A 17632-nucleotide genomic window follows, 5' to 3' on the forward strand; every position below is an offset into this window, starting at 1 on the left:
AAATAAGAAACAAAAATAATAAAAAAAGAAAAGATAAATTTTTTACTACTGTATACTAACTTTGTTATCGCATCTAACAAGTAACTCGAATAATACCAATACAACCTTCTCCAAAGATGCGATGACATACGTTCTAACCCACCGACTATTGATGTTCTGTACCACCCTTACAGAACCAAAAAAGCCACTACCAAATATTTGGTAGTGGCTTTTTTTGCTTTATGGATTTTTCGCTTTTTATGTTATGGTGCTATTCTTTGATTTCAGAAATAGTATGTCGAACTTTAGCGATAGAACGACGTGATTCTTTTTCGTTGTAAAACATCAAAATCACATATAGAGAGTCCAAAATGCTTAGTTGAGAAATACGGGAAGCTAAAGCTTCAGATCGGAATTCTGTTTCTTCAGAAATAGAAATAAAAACGACATCGCCAAGTTTAGCAAGGGAAGAATTAGCTTGGCTAGTAATAACGATTGTTTTTGCTCCAGTTTTTCTTACGGTTTCAGCAATATGGATTGTTTCTTTTGATTGCCCTGTGTGAGAAATCAAAACAGCACAGTCTTTTTCCGTCAATAAAGAAGCTTCCATCAATTGAATATGGTAATCCGTGCTGTGAGAAGTTGCGATAGGGGAACGCAAAAATTTATGATAAGCGTCAGTTGCTACAATCTCTGAACCGCCAACACCGAAAAAATAGACACGTTTAGATTCATTGATAATAGTAGCCGCTTTTTTTAGATCTTTTTGTTGTAACAACTTTTTTGTGTCATTTAAAGTTGAAATACTGGACTCGAACACCTTTTGCGCCATAGTGAGCTCAGTATCTGTTTTCTGAATATTTTCGTGGATAGAAATAGCAGATAGATCATTTTCTTGGATCAACATCGCCATTTTGAAATCTTTAAATCCATTATAACCAAGTTTTTTTGTAAATTGAAAAAAAGTAGAGTCAGCAATACCTAGTTCACTTGCTAAATTGCTAATAGGACTATGACTTACTTTGCTTGGATTTTCTAAAATATAATCGGCGATAGCCTGTTCTTTTGGGCTGAAGTCGTTGTACATTGTTTTGATTTGTAGTCTTATGGAGACGCTCATGAGAATTCCTCCTTTTCATAATAAGATTATCATTTTTTCCGTTCTCATTAATGTTAAAGATACAAGGAGAGTAGGAAAAAATCAAACGAAAAACATTTTTGTAAAATCTATTTACAAAAAAATATTTTTTTGTATAATGAGGGTATAAGAAATGGAGGCGCTATCATGGAAATTGGTGTAATTGGTTTGGGAAAAATGGGATTGAATTTAGCTTTAAACTTAAAAGAGCACCATCATAAAGTACAAGGACTCGACATTTCAAGTACAGCTGTTAGTCAGGCAAGAGAAAGTGGCGTTCCTGCTTATCAAGAGATCTCTGAATTTCTAGCTACTTTTGAGCAGAAAAAAATCATCTGGTTAATGCTTCCTGCTGGAGAGATAACCGAAAACATGTTAAGAAAACTTTTTCCAAAACTCGGATCAGGAGACATTGTTATTGAAGGCGGAAACTCTTATTATAAGGATTCAATCCGTCGAGCAGAAGAGTTTCAGAAAAATGAAATCTGTTACTTGGATTGTGGGACTTCTGGGGGAATCGAAGGAGCACGTCATCAAGCTTGCTTAATGATTGGAGGAGATAAAGAAACTTTTCTATCCGTGGAACAATTATTCAAAGATGTAGCAATCGAAAGAGGATATCTATATGCTGGTGCATCCGGAAGCGGACACTTCTTGAAAATGATCCATAATGGAATCGAATATGGAATGATGCAAGCAATCGGTGAAGGATTCCAACTTGTACAAAAAAGTGAGTATGCTTTTGATTTGGAACAAGTCGCACGTGTTTGGAATCATGGCTCGGTGATTCGTGGCTGGCTAATGGAGATTATGGAAGATAAGTTAAAAGAACATCCCGATTTGAACAATTATCGGGGGATCGTTTCTGCCTCAGGTGAAGCAAAATGGACGGTTGAAACAGCGCTAGAAATGGCTATTCCAGTTCCAGTAATTGCAACTAGTTTGTTCATGAGGAATCTTTCACAGGAAGAAGATAGTTTTTCAGCAAAAGTAGTTTCAGCACTAAGAAATGGGTTTGGCGGACATGAAATAGTTGAAAAGGGTGAGTAAAATGCCAGATTATCATATAGCAATCGTTAATTCCAGCAGTTTCGGAAGAGTTTTTCCACAGCACTTGGAAAGATTAAAGTCGGTTGGAGACGTTCATTTCTTTACTGTCGATCAAGAGATTCCAGGAAAAGAACTAGCGGAGCTACTTAAAGGATTCAATATCATTATTGCAAGTGTTACGCCATTTTTTCGACGAGATTTTTTTGAAAACAAAGATGAACTGCTATTGATTTCCCGACATGGTATTGGTTACAACAATATTGATTTAAAAGCAGCAAAAGAACACCAGACAATCGTATCTATCATACCTGCTTTAGTTGAACGAAATGCTGTAGCAGAAAATAATATAACTAATTTGTTGTCCATGCTTCGACGCACGACACAAGCACAAGCAAGAGTCAAGGACGATCGATGGGAAGATCGGGCGGAGTTCGTCGGTAGGACGCTGTTTAACAAAACAGTTGGTGTGATTGGTGCAGGAAATACCGGAAGCGGAGTAATCGAAATTTTGCGTAACGGTTTTCGCTGTGATGTTCTAGCTTATGATCCTTACAAATCAGATTTATACATCGAAAGCTTTGGTGCAAAAAAAGTAGAACTTCAAGAATTACTGGAACATTCAGATATCATTTGTTTATGTGCGAATTTGACAGAAGAGAACTATCACATGATTTCTGCTAAAGAAGTCGATCAGATGAAAGAAAATGTTTATCTATCTAATAGTGCAAGAGGCGCTCTAGTTGATGAAGAAGCGATGATTAATGGTCTGAAAAGCGGAAAGATCGCAGGATATGCCACAGATGTTTTAGAAGAAGAACCGGGACGTCAAGATCATCCGTATTTAGCGTTTGAACAAGTAGTGATTACGCCACATATATCGGCCTACACAAGGGAATGTTTAGAAGCCATGGGTGAAAAATGTGTCAGAGATGTCGAACAGATCAGTCAGCGCCTTCTTCCTGAACGTTCTGTCCAGACAAAGAGCAACTATATAAAAGGATGATGAAGAAAATGGTGAACGGTTTAAAAGTGAAAACAGGCCCTCAATTTTATTTATATGAAGAAGGTGGTATTTCAAAAGTTTCTGATCTCTTGAAATCATACGGCGCGAAAAGAGTACTGGTCACCCATGGAACGGTATCATGGGAAAAGGCGCTACCTAAATTAGTATTTTTGAATGACGAAACGATTCAATTTTTTTATCATCGTTATTCTGGAGAATGTAGTTATGCTGAAGCCAGACGAATAGCTACAATCATCAAAAAAAATGAAATCGATTTCGTAGTTGGCGTTGGCGGAGGAAAACTGACTGATCTAGTGGGTTATAGTGCCAATCTTGCAAGAATCGATTTCGGCGTCATCCCTACTTTAGCTAGTAATTGTGCTCCATGGACACCTCTTGCTGTCATGTATAAGGAGAATGGACAAGCAGAAGGGAAAACAGAACACTTTTACAGACAAGCTGCTTTTTTTATAACAGATCCCCAATTAGTGATTGATTCCCCTGTTCCATATTTCATTGCCGGGTTAGCAGATACACTAGCAAAATGGTATGAATCTGAGCTCATCTTAGAACAAGATTTTTTGCAAGATGAATCATTTTTGAAGCTAGCACAAGATACTGCGAAGATCTGCAAAGAAGAGATTTTGAATCATTCTGCTAAAGCAATCCAAGATATGGCACAAAGAAAACTGACATCGGAGTTCAAACAGCTTTCAGAGATTATCTTTGCTGTTGCTGGTTTAGTTGGAGGATTAGGTGATAAATACGCAAGAAATGCGGCTGCACATGCTATGCATGACGCTATCAGTAAATATATTCCGGAAAGCCATCGTTTTCTACATGGAGAAAAAGTAGCGTATGGGATTTTCTATCAACTGGCACTAGAAGGTCGCTGGGAAAAAATAGACGAGTTATATCCTTTGTATCAGGAATTAGAACTGCCGGTTTCTCTAGAACAAATGGGATTATTTCCGAAAGATAAACAGATAATAGATAAAATGGCTGAATTTATTGATTCGAAAGAGAAAGTGCATTTGATTCCTATAGAGGTAACACAGAAATCACTGATACAGTCAATGATGGAACTGGAAGGTTATATCAGAAAGATCTGAAGGAGGAGGACACATGGAAACATTAAGTGTAGTACAAAGTTTGTTGATTGCTTTATGGGTAGCCGCGGTCATGTCCCGCTGGTTAGGTGGAGGAGCCACGTTGACCTTACGTTTTTCTCCTTTGATGACTGGATTAGTCGTCGGGTTGATCATGGGGGAAGTTGCACAAGCGATGATTGTTACAGCCGCTTTGCAAATGATTTATATGGGGGTTTTTTCTCCAGGAGGATCAATGCCAGCTGAACCATCTATTGCAGCAGCTATTGCAGTACCAGTCGCATTATTAGGGAATCTTTCACCAGAAGCAGCGATTGCCGTTGCGGTGCCAGTCGGATTGCTCGGAAGTTATTTGTATCAGTTTCGTTTTTTCATCAATACTTTTTTAGGTAAATATACAGACAAAGCTGTAGAAGATTTGAATACAAAAGCTATGGCTCGTTCGATTATTCTTTACCCAACACTTGCCTCATTTTTATTATTCGTTCCGCTTGTTTTCATTGCTTTATATTTAGGGGCGCCATTGATCGCTGATGTAATCAAAGCTTTAGAGGGAACAGTCGTTATCCACATTCTTGAAGTAGTAGGTGGAGGGTTAGCGGCAATCGGTATCGCGACAACTGTATACGTTATCGGTCGAAAAGATTATCTGGTCTTTTTCTTCCTTGCTTATTTTATGAGTGTTGTTTTGAAATCTTTAGATATTACGATGGTTACTTATGCCATTTTTGGGATTATTATCGCTTTGATCTTTGTCCAGTCGCAAAAAGGGAAACAAGTACAGCCTGCCACAAGCAATAACAATTCAGCATCTTTTGATGACGAAGATGACTATGATGACGGATTTTAATTTAGGAGGAATGGAAAATGGCTGAAATAATGGATAATCAAACAGGTGCTCCTGAAGAAATCACGAAAAAAGATGTAACAAAAGCCTATCTGAGATGGCATTTTGCAAACGAAATTCCTCACTCTTTTGAACGTTACTTGGCGCCATCACTACTATACGGAATGATGCCAATCTTGAAAAAACTTTATAAAGATGAAGACTCTTTAAAAGCAGCATACAAACGGCAGTTACTGTTCTTCAACACTCAATTAAGCTGGGGTGGCGGTGTGATCACTGGCCTAATGTCTTCTATGGAACAACAAAGAGCAGAAGAAGAGTATGAAGAAAAAGAGATCTTGATGCAGGATGACTTAATGTATAACACGAAAGCGGGATTGATGGGGGCACTAGCAGGAATTGGGGATGCGATCGATTCAGGAACCGTCCAATATATTTTTATCGCAATCGCGGTACCTTGGGCACAACAGGGAAGTCCTTTAGGCGCACTTTTTCCTTTTATCTGCTTTGGGTTGTATCAGGTTTTACTAGGGGTATTTTTCGCAAGACAAGCTTTCACTATGGGCCGTAATGCTACAGGTCTGATGCAAAACACTGGTGTTCAGACAGCGATTGAAATGCTATCAGTTTTAGGGTTGTTTATGATGGGGGTGCTTGCGGGAAACTATGTAAAAGTAGAATCTTCATTGAAATTTGCGATATCCGGACGTGAGTTTGTTATCCAGGAAATTCTTGATCAAATCGTGCCAGGGATATTACCTTTAGCTGTCGTAATGGGTGTGTACTTGTTCTATACGAAAAAAGGATTGAAAGTCACACAAGCATTATTATGGCTGACTGGAATATTAATTGTGCTAGCAGGAATCGGTATTTTATAAAAAGAAGGGAACGTGAATAAGATGGGTGTAGTCAATTTAGCGCGTGTAGATGAGCGTTTGATCCATGGACAAGTAATGGTAACGTTATCTCAAAAAAGTGGAGTGAATTCCATTTTTGTTGTAGACGAAGTTGTAGCAAAAGATAAATTTATGAGAGATCTTTACAAAAATGCAGGAAGCCGTACAGGACAAAAAACAATTGTCATTACACCAGAGAAAGCTAAATTCTATTGGGATGAATATCAATTTAAAGAATACAATTGTATTTTGATCGCAAAAACAGTCCAAACGATTTACGACTTAGTAAAACACGGAATCCCCATGGAAGAATTGAACATCGGAGGAATTGCTCAAAAAAATCCTGATACAGATCTTTTAGTGACAAAATCTGTCTATTTAAATAAATCAGATGCTAAAAAATTGAAAGAAATGAATGAACAATATGGCGTAAAGAATATTTATTTTCAAGCCACTCCATCTGCACCTAAAACAGGATTAAAAGATGTATTAAACAAGTTTGATTTGTCATAAACAAATGCTTAGAAAAAAGATAAAGAGGGCGAAAAAATGAAGAAGAACGAGCTGTTTCGTGATTGGGAATTTCGTTATCGCTATATTTACCGTAAGCGCCGTACAAAAAAGAGTAAACAGCGTTTTCTTTCAGCGTTAGTATCAGATATTTACAGTATGAGAACAGATGTGACAGTCATTGCTTACGATACGCTAGCCTACCGATCAAAAAATATTTATGTTGGAGATATCGAAAAAGCAGAGAAAGTTATCTGTACTTATTACGATACACCCATTCATGCATTAGGAAGTTATTTCATGTTTGATTGGAAAGACCAAAGGAAAAAAGCAATCTACTCTATATTATTGTCCTTCATTTTGTTGTTCAGTTTAGGTTGGTGGGGAATGATGATATATAACAAAAATCCTCATCACGTATTCGATCTGCTATCCGTACAAACAGGTATCACTGTACTAGCATTTGGGAGCTACTTTTTCTTATTGGGAAAAGCAGCGCGCGGATGGTCTAGCAGACAAACTTTTATTCGAAATACTTCATCCATATTAACGATGCTAGAAATGATCCGTACGATTGATGATCCGAGTGTAGCGTATGCGTTTGTTGATGAAGGCTGTTATGGAGAAAAGGGCTTAGACAGCGTGAGATCGGGTATGAAAAAAGAGGCTATTCTTTTTTATCTAGACTCTGTTGGGGCAGATACACCGCTACAGTTTTCGGGAAATTATTTTTCAAATAAAGAACAGTGGCTGAAACAAGTTGATAAGTTGAAAGAAAAAAACGTCAATTATATTTTTAGCGCAAGAAAAAAGCAAGCGCAGTTCTTCTATTTGACCAAAACAGATTTACGAGGGAAAACATTTAATTGGCAAAATGCCAATCAGATTATTGCTCTTTTTCGATAAGTGAAAAGTGCAAAATAAGGAGTGAGAAGACTAATGTTGGAAATCATGATCGTTACACATGGTAAATTAAGCGAAGGACTGAAAGATGCGGCGGAAGTAATCGTCGGAACATCAAGCCATATTGAAACAGTGTGCTTAGAGTCTGGAGAAGACATCCAAACATTCGGAGAGAGGGTCAAAGAAAAATTAACTATGATCAACACAGCAGAACCCATGCTAGTATTTGTTGATCTAATTAGCGCAAGTCCGTACAATCAAGCGCTCTTGGCAGTCAATGAACTGACTGAAGAAAAGAAAGCAGCCACTTATGTCATAGGGGGCGTGAATCTGCCAATGTTGTTAGAAGCAATCAATCATCAGATGCTTCACACACCGATAGAAGAAGCGGTGGAACAAATTGTCAAACAAGGAAAAGATAATTTAACTGTTTGGCATGCTTCAGCGGAAGAAAAAAAATTAGATGAGGACGATTTTTAGAAGGAAGGCTGAAAAGATGAAGTGGGGATTTAGATGGTATGGTGAAAAAGGGGATTCGATCCCATTAAAATATGTTCGCCAAATACCGGGAATAAATGGGATAATTGGAACTTTGCTGACTAAAATGCCTGGAGATGTTTGGGAGATTTCAGAAATTGAGGAGTTGAAAGCATCTGTTGAGAGCCAAGGACTGGAACTGCTTGGAATTGAAAGTGTAGCGATCCACGATGCAATCAAGGCAGGGACAGATGAACGAGATTACTATATTGATAACTATATACGAACAATCAAAAACTTGTCTCGATGTGGGGTTCGATTGATTTGTTATAGCTTCAAACCAATTTTTGGATGGGCGAAAACTGATTTGTTTAATGAAAACAACGATGGAAGCTATTCTCTTTTATACGATCAGAAAATCGTCGATCAGATGGAGCCAGGAGAAATGTATCAATTGATACACAGCCAGTCAAAGGGATTCAAATTGCCGGGTTGGGAAGAAGAACGGTTGAAAAAATTCGCTCAGCTGGAAAAACTGTATGAAGGAATGACCGAAGAAGAATTATTTGAAAATCTGACTTATTTTTTAGAAAAAGTGATTCCAGTGTGCGAAAAAGCAGATGTAAAAATGGCTATCCATCCAGATGATCCGCCATGGGAACTTTTTGGTTTTCCTAGAGTGACGAAAAATCTTGGCGACTTGAAGAAAATTCTAAATGCAGTAGATTCTCCATATAATGGACTAACGCTGTGCACAGGATCTTTAGGGGCAAATCCGGAAAACGATTTAGTTGAAATCATCCATGAGGTAGGTTCGCGCATCCATTTTGTCCACTTCAGAAACGTGGAGTTTTTAGGAGAAAGAAAGTTCAAAGAAACGGCACATCCCTCTACAGAAGGCTCCCTTGATATGTATCATATTATGAAAGCGTTGGTGCAAGAAGGGTTTGAGGGGCCTATACGCCCTGATCATGGTAGAACCGTGTGGGGTGAAGTGGCTATGCCTGGGTATGGCCTGTATGATCGTGCAATGGGACTCACTTACATGCAAGGTCTATATGAGGCGATAAGTAAGGAAAAACCACTGGGAGAGCATTATGAATAAAATCAAGCTCTTCATCTTTGATATGGATGGCCTTTTATTAGAAACTGGACGTTTAGCTTATCGTGCTTATGTAAAATCAGCACAAAAGTATGATTATGAAATGCGTAAGGAAGTCTATTATTTACTAACTGGCCAAACAGAAACGGCGATAAGAGAACAAATGGGCATTTTGTACGGAGAAGATGTTCCATATATCAAATGGCGAGAAGCAATCAATCAATATAAAGAAAAAATCGTGAAAGAAGATAAGAGAGTATATACGAAAAAAGGAGCAGAAGAAATTTTATCTTTTGCAAAAGAAAGAGGAATCCATACAATCGTGGCTTCGTCTAATACACGGGTAAAAGTAGAAATGTATTTAAAAATGGAAAATCTATATGCCTTGTTTGATCAAATCATTTCAGGGGATGATGTAAAAAAAGGGAAGCCGGAACCAGAGATCTTTTTGAAAGCTTGTTCAAAAATGAATATTCCTCCAAGTGAAGCACTTGTATTTGAAGACTCGATTGCAGGGATCGAAGCAGCAAGGCGAGCGGGCATTTTGTCTTTTCTCTTAAAAGATCATTTGATAGGGTTGACCGATCATAATGGGAAGCATAAGTTGAAAGTAGATGTAAGTTTATATGAATCCAATAAAGCAGACTATGAATTTTATGACTTGCATCAAGCAAAACGATTTTTAGAAAGTAAAGGGTTGTATCTCTAATAAAGAGGACTATTTTCTAGTCCTCTTTATTTATTGTCCTGCACGACTGAGGGAACAGATGAAAAAGAAGTAATTTTTTATTTTGAAGTATCTACCTTATTTGTAGTGAACAATTTAGAACAAACACAAAACGCATCTACTGTTATCTACCAGTAGATGCGTTTAAAGAGAAGAACGAGAATCGTCCATATGAGGGTTTCCACTCCTTATGCAGATTTTTTTAATTCTTGCACTGCTTGTTCGATCGTAACACCTGTCGCTACATGATTGGTATTTTCTTTGTCAAAAACGACAAATAGATTCAAATCTGTATCCAAGGTTACTCGATATTGTATATCTTTGTTATAGAATGTCATAGCCATTCTCCTTTCTTTAAATACTTGCTGAAAGGCAACGAACGCGTTGATAACGAAATTCCATTTATAAGTATACCACCAATTGAAAGGTTTTCATAGTTAAGAAATTTTAAAGTCAAAAAGCAAATAAACAAGAAAACAAAAAATGAATCAAACGCGGTTATCCAACTTTTTTATTTCTTCGAAGACTACAAATTTTATATTTCACTACATTATCCTTGTGTTATTAGAAAAAGCATGATATATTAAATGAGTAATCTATTTTGAAACGTAATTTGAGCGATATATCTACATAGATAAAACTCCTTTTGCCTATCAAATATTTATTGCAACGAAAAAACGTACATTGATACGTATCAGGAGGAATTTATTTATGAATAACGGTACAGTAAAATGGTTCAACGCAGACAAAGGTTTTGGCTTTATCACTGGTGAAGATGGAAATGATGTATTTGCACATTTCTCAGCTATCCAAGGTGACGGCTTCAAAACTTTAGAAGAAGGCCAAGCAGTGTCTTACGATGTTGAAGATGGTCAACGGGGCCCTCAAGCAACAAACATTGTTAAAGCTTAATAAAAATTGACTTTTAACCGTCTTTTCGAAAGAAAAGACGGTTTTTTTGTACGAAAAAATTCATTGGTCGTTGAATGGGCTGAATAGTAGTGTATAAAACAATTTTGTGGAGCGTGAGGCTTTTATGGTAGAGGAAAATACGAATAAAGTGATGTTGATAAAAAGATTCCTATCTTGAATATGAATCGAGATGTCTTGAAAATGAATGAGTTTGACCAATCATTATCCTATCGAAATTTACAGTTTCGTTCGATTGGTCTGTCAATTAATGAAAAAGTAAAAAAGAATATGTTCTAGGAAGAGGGCGGCACATCTAAATTTTTAAGTAACGGACAGTTCAAATATCAAGCATTGAAAGAGGCTATCCTACTGTTTGAAGGAATACGAGTATATAAAAACGACAAAGAGGAAAAAGTAGTTCATTAAATCCCTTCAAGTGATGAAAGAATGAGATCTAATAAAACCTGATCTTTCATCTGTTTTTTAAATAACGTAATAATTTTTTTATTTTTTGTGCTTTCGCCGTTATTGTAGAGTGATTTAGCATTCTTATTTTTAAAAATAACTGTGTTATATATTAAAAAAGGCATAATAGTTATAAGTTTTTTTAAAGAATATTTAGAAATTATTAATTTTCGTCTGAAAACAAAAAAAGAAAGCGTTATTATTTTAGTCTATTTTCAGGGGGGTAACCTTATGATAAAAAAACTATTTTTACTATCAATATTAACGCTAGCAATGGCAGGTTGTTCTGACTCTGGCTCAGCAACTGAACTGATCACAAAATCAACTGAAGCCACGACAGAGGAGTTAAAATGTGGAAACGATCACAGTGACTACAGAGGCTTAAATCGACGATGCATGGGAATATTAGGCAGAAGCAATTGTAAGCATCGATGTAGTAATCGAAGAAGGTGTAGAAGAAGCAACAGAAAAATCAAAAGAAAGATCAAAAGAAAGATCAAAAGAAGCAATCTGTGCTGTGCATCGTATGCAGACGTCGAAGATGCGGTACCTTTAAACCACGTCAGGAGATGTTCATTTATGTCTAGGGAAGCTGGCGATGAACCAAAACTAGAGTATACTTTTAGTTTTGCACGTGAGGATGAAGATAACCCTAAAACTTACGACATTTTAGCTTGATCTAAGATGGTTAAAGCTTTTTAATGAAGTAAGAGGAGATAGAAGGCTTTTCTAGTTATATTAGGTAAGATAAATTCCTTTTTGCTCCAAATTTGCTAAACATTCTGCTAGATAAACTTCATCGTGTTCCGGATAAATCGGCACGTTGCGCTCTACAGTAGGTAAATCAAAAAATGCTTCGCATGATTTGCCACGATACATAGGATTTTTCCACTCTGGTGCTGGGCTGTAACCACGTTTTTCCATTTCATCCATGACAAGCTGATGATATTGGAATAATCTATAAGGAGAATAGTGAAAAACATAATCCACAGTAGCATGTTTCTTTCCCCAGCCATTTCCTCTTAATGCACAGCATTCCCGATGTTGTCCTAAAAGCTGTTGACGAGGAAGCTTTGAAATCAATTTTTCATGCCATAATCGCATAGAAATATCTCCTTTATATATAGATTGTTAACTTTAGACGTTAAATGAAAAAACCAGCACCAAGGCTGGAAAAAATCACTTAAGTCTGCTTGCTGTTTCTGAGCGACCAATTAGGTAATCAACGGAAATATCGTAAAAGTCAGCGATATAGATTAATTCAATGATGCTTGGAATTTCTTCTCCTTCTTCGTACTTACGATATTTGAATAAAGGAATACTTAACGCGCTAGAAACAGCTACTTGAGATAAAGATCGGCCAGTTCTTAAGAAATTCAGACGACAACGTAAAGTATCCAGTAAAATAGCTTCTTCGATACTCATTTAATCACCTTTCATTATAGTAGAATAGTTATAATGACTATAGAAAGCTACACATGCAATCAATAGTACTCAATGTTTTTTATTTAAACGTATCAAATAAAGAATGACGATCAATAAAGACAAAACCAGTCCTGATAATTCTTCTATAAAAACACTATCGGGTTCAAAGTAGTTGTAATTAAAAACTTTCCACATAAAGTAGATAGCCGGAAGAGTCAAAATAGCTAAATAAAACCGTTCTTTGTTCCAATTCATAAGATAAACAATACTTGCGACCAGTGCGACCGCAGGCACCCAAAACAAAACTCTCACCAACGTAATCATGTAACGGACTCCTCAACGATTCATATAATAAAAGATAACATGTTATTGCATACATCACAAATGAAATACTAGGAAAATAAAAGAAGAATAGATCAATGAAAAATGAAAAAGCAGAACAGTTTTCTGCTGATAAGCAGGAACTGTTCCGCTGAATGTGTCTTATCTATCGAGAAAAAATCAATGGATTGATATCTAAGTAATTCAATACATATAAAAAGAGGACGATCGCATTCACTAAAAAGGAAAGAATGATAATCCCATAGCGAATGGAAACATATTTAACAAATACTTTTGTTTGAATACGGGCATATCTTTTTCCTTTATAGCTGAGCATCATGACAAGAAGCAAAAGGGTAATCACACCTTGAAAAATCATTCCAATAAACAGAATTCCTGAGGTTTGATAATTTAATTGGAGAAAATAAGCTGCTGCCGCAACTAAATCGAATAAAATCGCAATAAATGGCAAAATAATCACTCCTAACATTGAGAATAAATAAAAGAATAACATTTTTTCTAAAATAAGCAAATAAAAATTAAAGTAACAAAATAGTTATGACACAAGTAAAAGAAATAAGAATAACAATATTATTTTACTTATATTTTGAAACTTTCGAGAGTTTATCATCCGTGCTATAGTTGAAAAGTAACAAAAATAAATTTTATTTATGATGTACCTTTAGCTCAGTTGGTTAGAGCAGACGGCTCATAACCGTCCGGTCGTAGGTTCGAGTCCTACAAGGTACATAAGAGGTTGTGAAAAAGCTGCCTTGCATCTGCAGTAATAAGAACAGCCAAGTAAAAACAGCTTCTTATGTTTTTACTTGGCTGTTCTTATTACTGCAGATGCAAGCTTTTGAATACCGTTTAAGAAAGAGGTCGTGAGCCTGCCGTTTCACTCTGTGTCATAAAAAAGCCAATCTACTTTGATAGAAAAAGCACGTAGGACTAAAACAGTTCTGCGTGCTTTTTTTATTGTGTGTTAAATATCGTAAATGAAGATAGATATTTTTATGATTCGACGATAGAGACGTTGAAATCTTTCAACAGCTCTAAAGCGGATTCTCCGTGTTTTCTACTGGAGACTAACATTGGATCAACAAAAAAGTCTGCTTCAGGAAAAGCACTCTGCAGGCCTATCAGATTAGAGAGTACACACAAGTTTGTTTCAATTCCGACTACTTCGATCTCTTTTTGTTCTTCTTTGCTTTCAAATAAAGTTTCCTGGATTTCAGCTAAAGTTTCAGGTGGAATCGTAAAGTAATACTTTTTAATCACTCGTTCATTTTCTTGTGGAGAAAGAAGAGGGATCAATTGCAAATCTTCTCGTTCTTCTTCTTTGTCCTTCAGTTCAACTGGAATATCCCGTGTGAAGAGAATATATTCATTATTTTGGCGTGCTTTAGCTAATCTTTGAGCAATACGTTCTGCCAATTGATCTGACTCTGGAATATAAAATTCGCTGTTTGGATCAAGAATATGATTTTGCATATCAATAATAACTAACAATTTCTTTCCTCCTACATTCATATCGTCATTTTATTCTTTTTAATAAAAGTTTTTTAAAATATAAGCAACACCAGCTTCTTCATTCGTCAGCGTTACTTGGTTTGCAATTTCTTTTACTTGTCGCTGTGCATTCCCCATCGCAATACTCAACCCGCTGTAATTCAACATAGCAATGTCGTTTTCTTGATCGCCAAAAGCCATGATGTCACTCGATTCGATTCCAAGGTAATCCGCCAGAAAAACAAGTGAATGAGCTTTAGTGATACCTGTAGGCGTGATTTCTAAGAAATGCGGATCAGAGAATACTGATTGGATACCATCTGCTTGCAGATCTCTTTGTAGCTTCTGTAGTTTTTCTTCACTCTTATCTGTTAATGCTAATTTAAGATAGCTAAGAGAAGGATCTTCCAACATATTTAAAATTTGATCAAAAGAATGGTTCTGCAAATTGAAATGTTCATAATAAGGGTCATCTTTGACTAGACTTGATTCATCGAATGTCAGCTGATCATCTTGGGTTTCTCGGCTAGCAATGATGGATATTTTCGCTTCTTGAGCATAGAAGAAGGCTTTTCTCAGTGTATCGCTATCTATTTTTGAACGTCTGAGAACTTTCGCCATTTTTCCATCCTTCATTTCAGCAATCAGTGAACCATTGGAAGAAATCAAATAGCCACCGATTCCTAATTCGGAAAAAATATCTTTAGCAGAAATGCTGTTCCTTCCGGTAGCAACGGTTACGATTCCGCCATTTTCATCAAATTTCCGAAGTGCTTGGATATTTTCTTCTGGTATCTTTCCATTTCGATCAAGCAAGGTACCGTCTAAATCAATCGCTGCTAGTTTCATTTTATCTTCCTACTTTCTTTTTACATATCAATTTTCCTGTTACCTTAAGATTAAATGAGAATTTAAAAAAATGAAACTAACTTGCTTTGTCATTATGAATTTTTTCAAAAAACATTCTTAAGAAAAAGGTGGCTATATATAGTAGTTTTTGGTCAATACCTTTGAATAAAAAGCCATGAAAAACGAATAGTTAGCGCTTACCAATGCGTTTTGTGATAAAAAAATTTTAAAATATTCAATGAAAACAAAGCATATATTTTGCTTTAAAACCAAATGAGGAATATTCTAGATGTAGAACAGGTTAGAAAAAGATTAGAAAAAGGAGTGATTTTGATGGAGAAGAGATACGGCGTAGTTCCTGTGGTAACTGCTTCAGACGAAAATTATGCTCCTTACTTGAGCGTGATGATCGCAACTGCATTAGAAAGTTGCAATAAAACAAGACGCATAAAATTTTATGTGATTGACGATGGTCTATCAGAATATAGTAAAGAAGGATTGGAAGAAACGGTAAATAAATATTCAAGTAATGCAAGTATCCAATTCCTGACAGTGGAAAAAGATATCTACGAAGACTTCCTAGTCAGTGACCATATCACAACTACCGCTTACTTAAGAATTTCTTTACCAAACTTATTAGCTAAAGAGGATTATAAGAAAGTCCTTTACTTAGATTCAGATGTGTTAGTACTAGACGATATCGTAAAACTATATGATGAGCCGTTAAATGGAAAAACAATCGGCGCTATTATCGATCCAGGCCAAGTGAAAGCTTTGGAAAGATTAGGAATCGATTCCGATGACTTGTACTTCAATTCAGGAGTGATGGTGATTGACATTGATCAATGGAATAAAAAAGAAATTACAGAAAAAACTATCCATTACCTCAGTGAAAATGGCGATCGAATCATCTATCACGACCAAGATGCTTTGAATGCTGTACTTTATGAAGATTGGGAACAACTTCATCCAAAATGGAACATGCAGACTTCGCTGATTTTTGAACGTCATCCAGCACCAAATGAAAAATATGAACGTCAGTATAAAGAAGGAAATGAAAAACCTTCGATCGTTCACTTTACAGGACATGATAAACCTTGGAATACGTTGAAAGATCATCCGTATACCAATTTATACTTAAAAAAATTAGCACAAAGTACTCTAACGAAAGTAGGCGAGATCAATGAATAAAAAAGAAATAGCAGTAGTCGCAAGTTGTAACACAAAATTCGTACCACATTTAGCTGCATTATTTGTCTCAGTATTAGATAATTGCAACCCGTCTAAATTTGTTCGGTTCTATGTGATTGACGATGATATCGATTTTGAAAGTAAACAGCTTTTACGCTTCTCAGTGAAAAACGCACGAATGAACTCAGATGTGGAATTCTTGAAAATCAATAAAGAATTCTTTACAAATGTGGTAATCAGCGATCGTATTCCAGAAACAGCTTATTATCGTATTGCGATTCCGGAATTGTTCCGCGGCACAGAAGTTGAACGTATCTTATATATGGATTGCGACATGATCGCTTTACAAGATATCTCTAAATTATGGCGTCTTGACTTCGGTGATTCAATCGTAGCAGCTGTTGAAGACGCTGGCTTCCATCAACGACTGGAAAAAATGGAAATTTCAGCTAAATCAATGCGTTATTTCAACTCAGGTTTGATGCTGATCAATGTGAAAAAATGGTTAGATGAAAATATTACGCAAAAAGTATTAGATTTCATCGAACATAATCCAGAAAAATTACGATTCCATGACCAAGATGCATTAAATGCTATCTTACATGACCGTTGGTTACCACTTCATCCGCGTTGGAATGCACAAGGCTACATCATGGCAAAAGCAAAAAAACATCCAACAGCAGCAGGCGAACGTGAATACGAAGAAACTCGCAACAATCCTTACATTATCCATTTTTCAGGACATGTGAAACCGTGGAGCAAGGATTTTGAAGGGCCAACGAAGAAATATTACGAAAAATATGCAGGGATGACGGCTTTCCGCTGTGTAGCTAAATTCCCTAAATATCCAAAATACGCAAAAGTTCAACCAAAAACAGATGTAGTTGTTAAATAATAGAAGACAACAACTGAAGAGGGGAGTAGGAATGGAATTTACAATGTCTAAAAATGCAGTAGAGACGTTAATTGAAAAGGTTGGGGAAAATACAAAAATCGCACTCGCGCTCATCAATGATTCCGATCCATTTTTAAGGGACAAAGGTGCTTTTGCAAAAGGCAGCTTTTTTCAAATCATTCCTTTTGTTTCGGAATTTGGAGAATATGCGACTAAAATCGAGCATCCATTATTGGACATCTACACATCTAAATTAGAGCAAAATTATTTCGGTAAACGATTGAACATGGACTTCAACAAACAGCTTGACAGCTTTTCATT

23 protein-coding genes and 1 tRNA gene are annotated in these 17632 nt (G+C 36.3%); 16 read left to right on the forward strand and 8 right to left on the reverse strand.

The window, feature by feature from the left end; translation table 11 throughout:
- Positions 1–250: 250 nt before the first annotated feature.
- Positions 251–1099, reverse strand: coding sequence for a MurR/RpiR family transcriptional regulator (locus tag RG571_RS09625; RefSeq protein WP_002296639.1), 849 nt, complete (start codon positions 1097–1099; stop codon positions 251–253).
- 165 nt (positions 1100–1264) lie between these two features.
- On the opposite strand from RG571_RS09625, the gene gnd reads away from it, so the two are divergent.
- From gnd to RG571_RS09675, 10 genes are all read left to right on the forward strand, one after another.
- On the forward strand, positions 1265–2167 hold the full coding sequence (gene gnd, locus RG571_RS09630; protein WP_002339218.1) for a phosphogluconate dehydrogenase (NAD(+)-dependent, decarboxylating): 903 nt from the start codon (positions 1265–1267) through the stop codon (positions 2165–2167).
- 1 nt (position 2168) lies between these two features.
- The gene (locus RG571_RS09635; protein ID WP_002339219.1) at positions 2169–3170 is read left to right on the forward strand and encodes a D-isomer specific 2-hydroxyacid dehydrogenase family protein; all 1002 of its coding nucleotides are present in this window, start codon (positions 2169–2171) and stop codon (positions 3168–3170) included.
- 8 nt (positions 3171–3178) lie between these two features.
- Entirely contained in the window at positions 3179–4282 is a 1104-nt protein-coding gene (locus RG571_RS09640) for an iron-containing alcohol dehydrogenase family protein (protein WP_193503955.1), read from the forward strand.
- Between the two features lie 13 nt (positions 4283–4295).
- Positions 4296–5129: a PTS sugar transporter subunit IIC gene (locus tag RG571_RS09645; RefSeq protein ID WP_002339221.1), complete on the forward strand. Its 834-nt coding sequence runs from the start codon at positions 4296–4298 to the stop codon at positions 5127–5129.
- Between the two features lie 17 nt (positions 5130–5146).
- Positions 5147–6004, forward strand: a complete 858-nt coding sequence (locus tag RG571_RS09650; protein WP_002296647.1) for a PTS system mannose/fructose/sorbose family transporter subunit IID — start codon at positions 5147–5149, stop codon at positions 6002–6004.
- A 21-nt stretch (positions 6005–6025) separates the two neighbouring features.
- Entirely contained in the window at positions 6026–6535 is a 510-nt protein-coding gene (locus RG571_RS09655) for a PTS sugar transporter subunit IIB (RefSeq protein ID WP_002339222.1), read from the forward strand.
- 549 nt (positions 6536–7084) lie between these two features.
- A complete protein-coding gene (locus RG571_RS09660; RefSeq protein WP_002321678.1) occupies positions 7085–7438 on the forward strand; it encodes a hypothetical protein in 354 nt (117 codons plus the stop codon).
- Positions 7439–7471: 33 nt separating this feature from the next.
- The gene (locus tag RG571_RS09665; protein WP_002339224.1) at positions 7472–7915 is read left to right on the forward strand and encodes a PTS sugar transporter subunit IIA; all 444 of its coding nucleotides are present in this window, start codon (positions 7472–7474) and stop codon (positions 7913–7915) included.
- Between the two features lie 16 nt (positions 7916–7931).
- A complete protein-coding gene (gene uxuA, locus RG571_RS09670; protein WP_131774435.1) occupies positions 7932–9017 on the forward strand; it encodes a mannonate dehydratase in 1086 nt (361 codons plus the stop codon).
- Positions 9010–9723, forward strand: a complete 714-nt coding sequence (locus RG571_RS09675) for an HAD family phosphatase (protein ID WP_002339226.1) — start codon at positions 9010–9012, stop codon at positions 9721–9723. Before uxuA ends, RG571_RS09675 begins: the two co-directional genes overlap by 8 nt.
- Positions 9724–9929: 206 nt before the next feature.
- Here the strand turns inward: RG571_RS09675 and RG571_RS09680 are convergent, their stop codons facing one another.
- Positions 9930–10079, reverse strand: coding sequence for a hypothetical protein (locus tag RG571_RS09680; RefSeq protein WP_002296658.1), 150 nt, complete (start codon positions 10077–10079; stop codon positions 9930–9932).
- A 373-nt stretch (positions 10080–10452) separates the two neighbouring features.
- On the opposite strand from RG571_RS09680, the gene RG571_RS09685 reads away from it, so the two are divergent.
- Both RG571_RS09685 and RG571_RS09690 read left to right on the forward strand, forming a co-directional pair.
- Positions 10453–10653, forward strand: coding sequence for a cold-shock protein (locus tag RG571_RS09685; RefSeq protein WP_002293303.1), 201 nt, complete (start codon positions 10453–10455; stop codon positions 10651–10653).
- 567 nt (positions 10654–11220) lie between these two features.
- On the forward strand, positions 11221–11796 hold the full coding sequence (locus RG571_RS09690) for a hypothetical protein (RefSeq protein ID WP_131774434.1): 576 nt from the start codon (positions 11221–11223) through the stop codon (positions 11794–11796).
- Positions 11797–11856: 60 nt separating this feature from the next.
- On the opposite strand, the gene RG571_RS09695 is transcribed toward RG571_RS09690, so the two are convergent.
- From RG571_RS09695 to RG571_RS09710, 4 genes are all read right to left on the reverse strand, one after another.
- Positions 11857–12222, reverse strand: a complete 366-nt coding sequence (locus tag RG571_RS09695; protein ID WP_002296662.1) for a TIGR02328 family protein — start codon at positions 12220–12222, stop codon at positions 11857–11859.
- Positions 12223–12297: 75 nt separating this feature from the next.
- The gene (locus RG571_RS09700; protein ID WP_002339228.1) at positions 12298–12543 is read right to left on the reverse strand and encodes a helix-turn-helix domain-containing protein; all 246 of its coding nucleotides are present in this window, start codon (positions 12541–12543) and stop codon (positions 12298–12300) included.
- A 69-nt stretch (positions 12544–12612) separates the two neighbouring features.
- Complete coding sequence (locus RG571_RS09705; protein WP_002296665.1) at positions 12613–12867, reverse strand: hypothetical protein; 255 nt, start codon at positions 12865–12867, stop codon at positions 12613–12615.
- A gap of 163 nt (positions 12868–13030) precedes the next feature.
- Positions 13031–13354, reverse strand: coding sequence for a hypothetical protein (locus RG571_RS09710; RefSeq protein WP_002321681.1), 324 nt, complete (start codon positions 13352–13354; stop codon positions 13031–13033).
- A gap of 186 nt (positions 13355–13540) precedes the next feature.
- On the opposite strand from RG571_RS09710, the gene RG571_RS09715 reads away from it, so the two are divergent.
- Positions 13541–13614: transfer RNA gene (locus RG571_RS09715), tRNA-Ile, on the forward strand.
- 264 nt (positions 13615–13878) lie between these two features.
- Here the strand turns inward: RG571_RS09715 and RG571_RS09720 are convergent.
- Positions 13879–14397 (reverse strand): isochorismatase family cysteine hydrolase, encoded by a 519-nt coding sequence (locus RG571_RS09720; protein WP_080106321.1) that lies wholly within the window; start codon positions 14395–14397, stop codon positions 13879–13881.
- Positions 14398–14415: 18 nt separating this feature from the next.
- Positions 14416–15225, reverse strand: coding sequence for a Cof-type HAD-IIB family hydrolase (locus RG571_RS09725; protein ID WP_002331735.1), 810 nt, complete (start codon positions 15223–15225; stop codon positions 14416–14418).
- A 333-nt stretch (positions 15226–15558) separates the two neighbouring features.
- Between RG571_RS09725 and RG571_RS09730 the strand changes: the two genes are divergently transcribed.
- From RG571_RS09730 to RG571_RS09740, 3 genes are all read left to right on the forward strand, one after another.
- Complete coding sequence (locus tag RG571_RS09730) at positions 15559–16416, forward strand: glycosyltransferase family 8 protein (protein WP_258430691.1); 858 nt, start codon at positions 15559–15561, stop codon at positions 16414–16416.
- Entirely contained in the window at positions 16409–17311 is a 903-nt protein-coding gene (locus RG571_RS09735) for a glycosyltransferase family 8 protein (RefSeq protein WP_002298674.1), read from the forward strand. Before RG571_RS09730 ends, RG571_RS09735 begins: the two co-directional genes overlap by 8 nt.
- Before the next feature lie 31 nt (positions 17312–17342).
- On the forward strand, positions 17343–17632 hold a 290-nt coding region (locus tag RG571_RS09740; RefSeq protein WP_308947799.1), incomplete at its 3' end, for an iron-sulfur cluster biosynthesis family protein.

Origin of the sequence: Enterococcus sp. FR204, assembly GCF_031143325.1 — a bacterium.
In the GTDB taxonomy this organism is placed as follows: Bacteria; Bacillota; Bacilli; order Lactobacillales; family Enterococcaceae; genus Enterococcus_B; species Enterococcus_B faecium.

Bases quoted from the DNA above. Each gene is read 5' to 3' on its own strand.
- RG571_RS09625 (WP_002296639.1), bottom strand. From the start codon at position 1,099: ATGAGCGTCTCCATAAGACTACAAATCAAAACAATGTACAACGACTTC.
- gnd (WP_002339218.1), top strand. From the start codon at position 1,265: ATGGAAATTGGTGTAATTGGTTTGGGAAAAATGGGATTGAATTTAGCT.
- RG571_RS09635 (WP_002339219.1), top strand. From the start codon at position 2,169: ATGCCAGATTATCATATAGCAATCGTTAATTCCAGCAGTTTCGGAAGA.
- RG571_RS09640 (WP_193503955.1), top strand. From the start codon at position 3,179: ATGGTGAACGGTTTAAAAGTGAAAACAGGCCCTCAATTTTATTTATAT.
- RG571_RS09645 (WP_002339221.1), top strand. From the start codon at position 4,296: ATGGAAACATTAAGTGTAGTACAAAGTTTGTTGATTGCTTTATGGGTA.
- RG571_RS09650 (WP_002296647.1), top strand. From the start codon at position 5,147: ATGGCTGAAATAATGGATAATCAAACAGGTGCTCCTGAAGAAATCACG.
- RG571_RS09655 (WP_002339222.1), top strand. From the start codon at position 6,026: ATGGGTGTAGTCAATTTAGCGCGTGTAGATGAGCGTTTGATCCATGGA.
- RG571_RS09660 (WP_002321678.1), top strand. From the start codon at position 7,085: ATGCTAGAAATGATCCGTACGATTGATGATCCGAGTGTAGCGTATGCG.
- RG571_RS09665 (WP_002339224.1), top strand. From the start codon at position 7,472: ATGTTGGAAATCATGATCGTTACACATGGTAAATTAAGCGAAGGACTG.
- uxuA (WP_131774435.1), top strand. From the start codon at position 7,932: ATGAAGTGGGGATTTAGATGGTATGGTGAAAAAGGGGATTCGATCCCA.
- RG571_RS09675 (WP_002339226.1), top strand. From the start codon at position 9,010: ATGAATAAAATCAAGCTCTTCATCTTTGATATGGATGGCCTTTTATTA.
- RG571_RS09680 (WP_002296658.1), bottom strand. From the start codon at position 10,079: ATGACATTCTATAACAAAGATATACAATATCGAGTAACCTTGGATACA.
- RG571_RS09685 (WP_002293303.1), top strand. From the start codon at position 10,453: ATGAATAACGGTACAGTAAAATGGTTCAACGCAGACAAAGGTTTTGGC.
- RG571_RS09695 (WP_002296662.1), bottom strand. From the start codon at position 12,222: ATGCGATTATGGCATGAAAAATTGATTTCAAAGCTTCCTCGTCAACAG.
- RG571_RS09700 (WP_002339228.1), bottom strand. From the start codon at position 12,543: ATGAGTATCGAAGAAGCTATTTTACTGGATACTTTACGTTGTCGTCTG.
- RG571_RS09705 (WP_002296665.1), bottom strand. From the start codon at position 12,867: ATGATTACGTTGGTGAGAGTTTTGTTTTGGGTGCCTGCGGTCGCACTG.
- RG571_RS09710 (WP_002321681.1), bottom strand. From the start codon at position 13,354: ATGTTAGGAGTGATTATTTTGCCATTTATTGCGATTTTATTCGATTTA.
- RG571_RS09720 (WP_080106321.1), bottom strand. From the start codon at position 14,397: ATGAATGTAGGAGGAAAGAAATTGTTAGTTATTATTGATATGCAAAAT.
- RG571_RS09725 (WP_002331735.1), bottom strand. From the start codon at position 15,225: ATGAAACTAGCAGCGATTGATTTAGACGGTACCTTGCTTGATCGAAAT.
- RG571_RS09730 (WP_258430691.1), top strand. From the start codon at position 15,559: ATGGAGAAGAGATACGGCGTAGTTCCTGTGGTAACTGCTTCAGACGAA.
- RG571_RS09735 (WP_002298674.1), top strand. From the start codon at position 16,409: ATGAATAAAAAAGAAATAGCAGTAGTCGCAAGTTGTAACACAAAATTC.